The sequence below is a fragment of the Azospirillum sp. ST 5-10 genome (assembly GCF_051225715.1).
Classification (GTDB): Bacteria; Pseudomonadota; Alphaproteobacteria; order Azospirillales; family Azospirillaceae; genus Azospirillum.
The window spans coordinates 77,990-84,233 of sequence record NZ_JBPJSP010000030.1 but is presented as its reverse complement, the minus strand read 5'-3'; the positions used below and the strand labels follow the sequence as shown (position 1 = coordinate 84,233).

The window sequence follows — 6,244 nt, the reverse complement described above, 5'->3', positions numbered from 1 at the left end:
CATCCCTCAATTCCCCTTCTCTCAAGGGGGGCAGATCCTCGTGGCGCCAGGGGGGCAGTTTGACGTGTCGCCTGACAGGGCCCCCCGCTGAAAATCGGGGGTGCCGGTGGGGGCCGGGGGTACCGCTTGGTCAGTGGGTCCCCCGCTCAGGTTCGAACATCACTGACGCTGGTTGGGGGTACGGTCAGTGACGGATCGGCGCCGCCAGCGATGGCGCGTCCTCGTCCACCTCTGCCGCCAGCTCCGACTCGGCAGTCGGTGCCGCGCGCATGGCGTCCTTGGCGGCGCGCAGCCACTCTCGGACCGCCTCCAGCTCCTCGGCCAGCTTGCCCGACTTCTCGCCGCCCTGGCGATCGGAGACGCCGCCGTCCTCGACGCGGCGGTCCTTGTCGAGGTTGAGCGCGATGTCCGCCAGCGCGCGGGCGTCGGCAGCGGAGGTGATCGGGATACTTGGCAGCGCCTGCGCCAATTTCTCGTAGGCGAGGCGGATGACGCGCTGCTTGGCGGTTTCGGTCGCGATGGACTCGGCCGCGGTTTTCTCCAAAAGTTCGACGACGCGCGCTCGAACCCTATCGTTCGCGATCAGCCGGGCAGCATTGGAAGTATGCCGCTGGAAGCCGGCGGCGGCGTAGGCATCAACCGTCGATAGGCCGCTCGCCAGGAGCTGTGCGAACTTCTCATGACGCGGGTCGGGCAGAACGGGCATGGTCATCTCCTGGCCGCCGACGCGGCACTGGTGGGCTGGTGGCGTTCCGGCGGGGGGAGCGGGCGCCCTCCGTGGAGAACGCGCCTGGACGCGCACTGGTCGCTGGCGCTGAATGGCAGGCTTGTCCTACCCGGCGCGGCGGCCACATCATCGACCAGGGTCGCGAAACGGGACCGTGGCACGGTGGACGTTTGAGCGGGGGAGGGCGTTTCGCCCTGTGCATCTGGCGTCGCGGCCCACCCATCGTCCACGCGGGCCCGCAAGGACGCTGTGGGGCGGAGGGGTGCCCCGCGCTACCCGGCGCGGCTGGGGCGCTTCTTGCGGCTGCTGGCTGATCTCCGGCGGCGGGTAGGTGCCGGCGGCGGGGCGGGGACGTTGGCCACGCGCCACAGCGCGAAGAGGCGGATGAACTCGCTGTCGGGGGGCGCCTCCGCCGCGGCGGCGCGGACCAGCGTGCTCATCTGCACCAGGCGATCGGCATCGTCCATTGCGGGGGTGGCAAGGATGCTGGCGGCCAAGTCGGCGCGCTCCGCCTCGAGCCGGGCACGGATAGCCGGCGGCAGCCCTGGCCATGACAGCCTCCCGTCCAAGCCCATCAGGTTCGGCCAGAGGCCGGCGGCTGCGCCCATCACCACTCTCCTCGTTTGCAAGTGCTGTCCCAACAACGTCCCGGATATCGCCCTGGTGCCGAGGGTACAGGGGGGCTGTTTCGGAGCCGTCCTCGTGGTCACCGTGGATGCTCCCGACCTTGCTGCCGACCGAGGAGCCCAACGAGCGCGTCCCTCACCTCGGCGACGGCAGCGCCCCAGTTGTTGGGTGACGGCTGGCGGAACAGACGCGCCGTCGGATACCAGGGCGTCGAGGTGCTGACGGTGCCCCACCGCGGATCGGCGTAGCAGGACAGCAGCACCCACACCGGCCGGCCCATCGCGCCGGCGAGGTGGGCGGCTGTGGTGTCGACCGTGACCACCAGGTCCAGCCGGTCGATGATGGCCGCGGTGTCCACGAAGTCGTGCAGCTCGTCCCCGTGGTCGACAATAGCCATGCCCGGCGGCGGGACGGCGAGTTGGCGGCGGGCGCTGCCGAGCTGCAGGGCGTGCCACTGCACCTCGTCCAGGCCGGCAAGTCCTCGGAGGTCGGCGAGGTATGCGCTCCGCTCGGGGAAGGAATGCCCGTCGCCGCACGCCCACACCACGCCCACGTGCAGCCGGTCCCGCGCGAAGGGCGGTCGCACGCGGTCGGGCGGCGTGCGGATGTAGGGGGCAGTCGCTGCCTCGCCGGCGGCAAGCGCGAGAACGCTGACGGGCATGATGGTGCCGGGCAGCGCCACGCCGGGGCTCACGACGTCGGCGACGCCGGGCATGAACCGCAGCAACGGGTGCAACGGCTCCCACGCCGCGACGACGGCCTGGGCACCCACGCGGGCGAGGAGCGGGATGTAGCGGGCCAGCATGAGGGCGTCGCCATAGCCACAGCAGGCCAAGTCCACGCCGACCGTGGCGCCGTCGAGCGGCTCGCCAGCGTAGAGCTGTTGTCCGTCGATCGGCGGGCCGGCGGCGTAGGTCAGGGCCGCGAGCTGGTGTAGCGCAGCGGGCACATCGCGCCCGAACTTCGCGATGATGGGCACCATCACGCCGGCGGTCGGGTGCTCAAGTGCCATGGCAACCAGCGCGTCCTCGGCGGCCTCCGCAATGTCGGGGCGCCCCGCCTGGTGCCCGGCGCGGGCGATGCCAGCGAGGGCGCCGACGTGGGTGGGGTCCAGCCGCGCCGCGGCGGCGTAGAGGTCGAGGGCGTCATCAGGCCGGCCCATCCCAACGTGAGCGGTGGCCAGCCGCGACAGCCGGGCGGCGGCGCGCCGGCGGCGGTCGACGTCGGGGTCGACGGGAAGGCCAGCGGCAGCGGTGCGCGCCGCGGCCTCGGCGGCGAAGGACGCGGCGATGTCGGCGAGACGCTGGGCGAGGTTGGGCGTCGTGGTCATGGTCTATCTCTCGGTGGAGCGGCGAGCGGCGGTGAACTCGCTGGCCCAGGCGGGGGACCGGACACCCACACATCGAGCCGGCCGTCGCCTGCCAGATCGGTTGGCACCGTCGTCGGGGCCTGCGGCGCGGCGGGAGACGGTGGTTTCGCCGGTGCCGGCGAGCGAGGGACGGCGGCAATGACGCCGGGGTGGATCCGGCTGTAGCCGAGGCGCCACGGGCAGGCAGCGGCAGGCGGGACGCTGGGAGATGCGGCCGGTGCGGTGGCGGTGGGGCACAGTGCGTCGGGTGCGCCGGGCGTGACATCCGCTCTGGCGCGGGCGGCTTGGCCCAGCGTGGCCGTGCTGATGGCGATGCGCTTACCGGCGACGACGCCCTGGCCCGCGGACCAGTCCGGCCGGACTCCGTGGCGCTCGTGCTGGTCGGCGGGCAGACCCTTGGTCATGTAGGTGAGCACGCCGGCGTCGCAGGGGCCGAAGGCGAGGGACGCGGCGGCGTGCCTGCCCTTGCCGAAGGCGAGCCGGCGGAGGGTCCTGACCACGACGCCGCGGCCGGTCGGCAGAATGCCCGGCTGGAGGTGGACGCCGACGTGAGTGTGGCTCCGGCCACCGGGGGCCTCGTGGACCCCAGCGTAGACCAGCGAGACGCTGCGGGGGTCCTGGCCCGCCTTCGCGGCCCAGCGGCGAAGCTGCGGCAACAGCCGCCGCCGGAAGGCGTCGAACCGCTGGGCCGGGTCGCCCTCGCCGGGCACCAGCCACCACGAGATGCTGACCCAGTGGCTCAGCGGCTTGCCGATGGCGGCGGCGTGGCCGAAGGCGGCGCGCAGCATCTGCGCCTCGCGCTCGGTCAGCGCCTCGGACACCCGGCGCGGGCGGGCACCACCGCGATGAAGTGGCGCACTGTATATGGAGCGATCAAGCCGGACAACGTTGGGACTGGTGTCCGTAACCCGCTGGGAAGAAAGGAAATTTCTGCCCGTTTTCGCCGCGGAACGCCACGAAAACGTACCCTTCTCAATCGCGGATGGATCGGGGACACACGCGGCGTTCGCTGGTGTTATCCGAGCCGCGACAGCGGCCCTCATGTCGGCTGCCCGCGGTCGAGCAGGTCGAGCGCCACGACGCTCGCCAGGACGTACCGAGCATGGGTTCCGCCGTCATGCGGCTCGCGCTCGGTGGTGACGTTCACACCGAGGCGGCGGAGCTTGTGCACGTTTGAGGCCAGGCGCATTCCGAGCCGGCGCCGTAGCGCCTCCTGCGGTGACAGCCCGGCCGGCCCCAGCTCGATCAGGGCGACGAGCACGGCCCCGAGCTGGCCGTGCAGCACCAGCCGGTACGCCTCGCCGCCCTCGTAGAGCGTCACGCGCACGGCGCCGTTGTCGCGCGGCGCCGCGGCGCCCTCTTGGGAGGGCGCTGGAGAGGTAAAACTCATGGTGGAAGCTCCATCAGCAGGGACGGGGCGTCTCACGACGCGCCTGTGGGGAGGGTTGCTCTACCGGTGCGCCGCGGTTGACGTCGCGGCCGGCAATGAGGCCTGCCAGCGCCGTGCCTCACCCCTCGGGACGAGGGTCTTCCGGCCGAGCTTGACGGGTGTTAGGCGTCCGTTGCGCACCTCATCGTAGAATTTTGTGCGGCCGATTCCGTAGACCGCGCAAAAGGCCCCAACGCTGAACGCGCCGAGTAGATCCGTATCCATGTTTTCCTCGTGTGCGAATGACTACGCACACCAGAGGTGGTTAACGGCCGCAACCAAAAACCCCGGTCTATCGATTTCGGCTACGGGCGTTGTTGACCCAGCTCCGGACCGTTTGCGGATCGACGCCCATCGCTTTCGCGATCCGACGGATTCGCTCGGGGCGACTGGCGACGCCTTGTTCGCGCAGGGCACTGAATGCGGCGAGCGCGGACAACATCCGCTCCCGCTCATCAGCCCGAAGTCGCGGGCGACCATGGGACGGTGACCGCTCAAGTAGTGGGTCTCGAACCCCGTGCTTCAGGTCCTCCAGCGAGTTGATCAGTCGTCGCAAAAGTTCCGCCGACGCCGACCGCACCACGACATCCTGCTCGGGCCCCTGATGGATGACCTCGTCAGTGCGGGACTCCACGAAGGTCTGGACTATCCGGAGAAGCGCCACCAATCGAGTACGCATCTCCGCCGGCGCCTCACCCCGCCTCGAGACGCCTGCCGCGGCGACAATGTCGCGGATCAGCACATCCGCTTCGGAGGGCGGGGGCCAGTCGCGGAAGGCGGCGATACCGCTGTCGGGGGTATCAGCCACGGCCCTGCCCCGTAGCTGCGGCGGGCCGGGAGATTGGGACCACCTTTCCGCCTGGGCGGGTACAGAAATTGCCCCATGCGTCGACCATACGGCGCCGCTTCACCAGGAGGTCAGAGCGGCGGTACGCTGCCTCCACCCTATTCTCGACCGCGTGGGCAAGCTGCGCTTCCGCCACCTCGCGGGGAAAGTTGGTCGACTCCGCCGCCCAGTCGCGAAACGAACTTCTGAACCCGTGCACGGTCGCGGAAACCTCCATGCGCCGCAGCAGCATGGTCAGCGTCATATCCGAGATCTGCCGGCCACCTTTGGCGCTTGGGAAGACCAGGGCACTGGCGGTGTCGTCGGTGCGCAGCTTTTGGGCCTGTTCCAGCACAACAACCGCCTGGGGCGAGAGCGGAACGACGTGGGTCTTCCCGGCCTTCATTCGAGTCGCCGGCACGGTCCAGGTCTTCGCGGCGAGGTCGACCTCCGACCACCGTGCACCGCGTGCCTCGCCTGACCGCGCGGCAGTCAAAATGATCCACTCGAAAAGTAGCTTGGTCGCGGGGCCGGCCTTCTCGGTTTCCCGCAGCGTGGCGAGGAATGCCGGCACCTCTTGCCAGGGCAGAGCGGCGAAGTGCTCCGCTGTCGCGCGCTGCTTCGGCAGACCTTTGGTCACCCCGCGCGCCGGGTTCTCTCCGTCGCAGAAACCCTTCGCTGCGGCCCAGTCCAACACCATGCTGATGCGCTGAAGGACGCGCCGCGCCGTCACGGCCTTCTCGATCCAGATTGGTGCCAGCGCACGGTGAACCTCCGGTGTTCCGATCTGGTCCACGCGCATCGCCCCGAGCACAGAAAAAGCATGAGCCTCCAGAGTCGAAATCCACTGGGCTGCGTGCTTTGGCTTCCAGCTCTTCTCATGTTCTTCGTGGCACGATCGAGCCGCAACCTCGAATGTCGGCAAGGCCGCCCTCGCCTTCTCCCGCCGGCGCGCGGCCAGCGGGTCACCCCCGCTGCGGGCGAGACGCCGGTTGGCGAGAGCCGTCTCGCGCGCCTCCGCCAGCGACACCAGCGACGCCGATCCCAGCCCGATATCCCGCCGCCGGCCCTGAACGATCAGCCGTTGCACCCACCGCCGCGCGCCCGTCTCATCGACTTCGAGGTACAGGCCGTGCCCATCCGCGTGCCACCCCGGCTTGGCGTTTCGGACAGCCACCGCCGTCAGCGCCTTCTCGGGGTGCGGCACCCCTCGCTTCTTCGCCATCCCACCCCCCATTTCACCCCACATTCGGTGGCGGCTAGGGA

7 protein-coding genes are annotated in these 6,244 nt (G+C 70.3%); all 7 read right to left on the bottom strand.

Features of this window, described 5'->3' with window-relative positions; all coding sequences use genetic code 11:
* Positions 1 to 184: 184 nt before the first annotated feature.
* Positions 185 to 706 carry a hypothetical protein gene (locus ACSBPG_RS25735; protein ID WP_435540096.1) on the bottom strand — a complete coding sequence of 174 codons (522 nt, stop codon included), beginning with the start codon at positions 704 to 706 and terminating at the stop codon, positions 185 to 187.
* Between the two features lie 293 nt (positions 707 to 999).
* Positions 1,000 to 1,335 carry a hypothetical protein gene (locus ACSBPG_RS25730; RefSeq protein ID WP_435540095.1) on the bottom strand — a complete coding sequence of 112 codons (336 nt, stop codon included), beginning with the start codon at positions 1,333 to 1,335 and terminating at the stop codon, positions 1,000 to 1,002.
* Between the two features lie 98 nt (positions 1,336 to 1,433).
* The gene (locus ACSBPG_RS25725) at positions 1,434 to 2,684 is read right to left on the bottom strand and encodes a glycosyltransferase family 9 protein (RefSeq protein ID WP_435540094.1); all 1,251 of its coding nucleotides are present in this window, start codon (positions 2,682 to 2,684) and stop codon (positions 1,434 to 1,436) included.
* Complete coding sequence (locus ACSBPG_RS25720) at positions 2,681 to 3,544, bottom strand: hypothetical protein (RefSeq protein WP_435540093.1); 864 nt, start codon at positions 3,542 to 3,544, stop codon at positions 2,681 to 2,683. The genes ACSBPG_RS25725 and ACSBPG_RS25720 overlap by 4 nt, the downstream gene beginning before the upstream one ends.
* Before the next feature lie 218 nt (positions 3,545 to 3,762).
* The gene (locus ACSBPG_RS25715; protein WP_435540092.1) at positions 3,763 to 4,113 is read right to left on the bottom strand and encodes a winged helix domain-containing protein; all 351 of its coding nucleotides are present in this window, start codon (positions 4,111 to 4,113) and stop codon (positions 3,763 to 3,765) included.
* 331 nt (positions 4,114 to 4,444) lie between these two features.
* Positions 4,445 to 4,960: a hypothetical protein gene (locus tag ACSBPG_RS25710; RefSeq protein ID WP_435540091.1), complete on the bottom strand. Its 516-nt coding sequence runs from the start codon at positions 4,958 to 4,960 to the stop codon at positions 4,445 to 4,447.
* Complete coding sequence (locus tag ACSBPG_RS25705; RefSeq protein WP_435540090.1) at positions 4,953 to 6,203, bottom strand: tyrosine-type recombinase/integrase; 1,251 nt, start codon at positions 6,201 to 6,203, stop codon at positions 4,953 to 4,955. Before ACSBPG_RS25705 ends, ACSBPG_RS25710 begins: the two co-directional genes overlap by 8 nt.
* Between the last annotated feature and the right edge of the window lie 41 nt (positions 6,204 to 6,244).

Bases quoted from the DNA above. Each gene is read 5' to 3' on its own strand.
- ACSBPG_RS25735 (WP_435540096.1), bottom strand. From the start codon at position 706: ATGCCCGTTCTGCCCGACCCGCGTCATGAGAAGTTCGCACAGCTCCTG.
- ACSBPG_RS25730 (WP_435540095.1), bottom strand. From the start codon at position 1,335: ATGGGCGCAGCCGCCGGCCTCTGGCCGAACCTGATGGGCTTGGACGGG.
- ACSBPG_RS25725 (WP_435540094.1), bottom strand. From the start codon at position 2,684: ATGACCACGACGCCCAACCTCGCCCAGCGTCTCGCCGACATCGCCGCG.
- ACSBPG_RS25715 (WP_435540092.1), bottom strand. From the start codon at position 4,113: ATGAGTTTTACCTCTCCAGCGCCCTCCCAAGAGGGCGCCGCGGCGCCG.
- ACSBPG_RS25705 (WP_435540090.1), bottom strand. From the start codon at position 6,203: ATGGCGAAGAAGCGAGGGGTGCCGCACCCCGAGAAGGCGCTGACGGCG.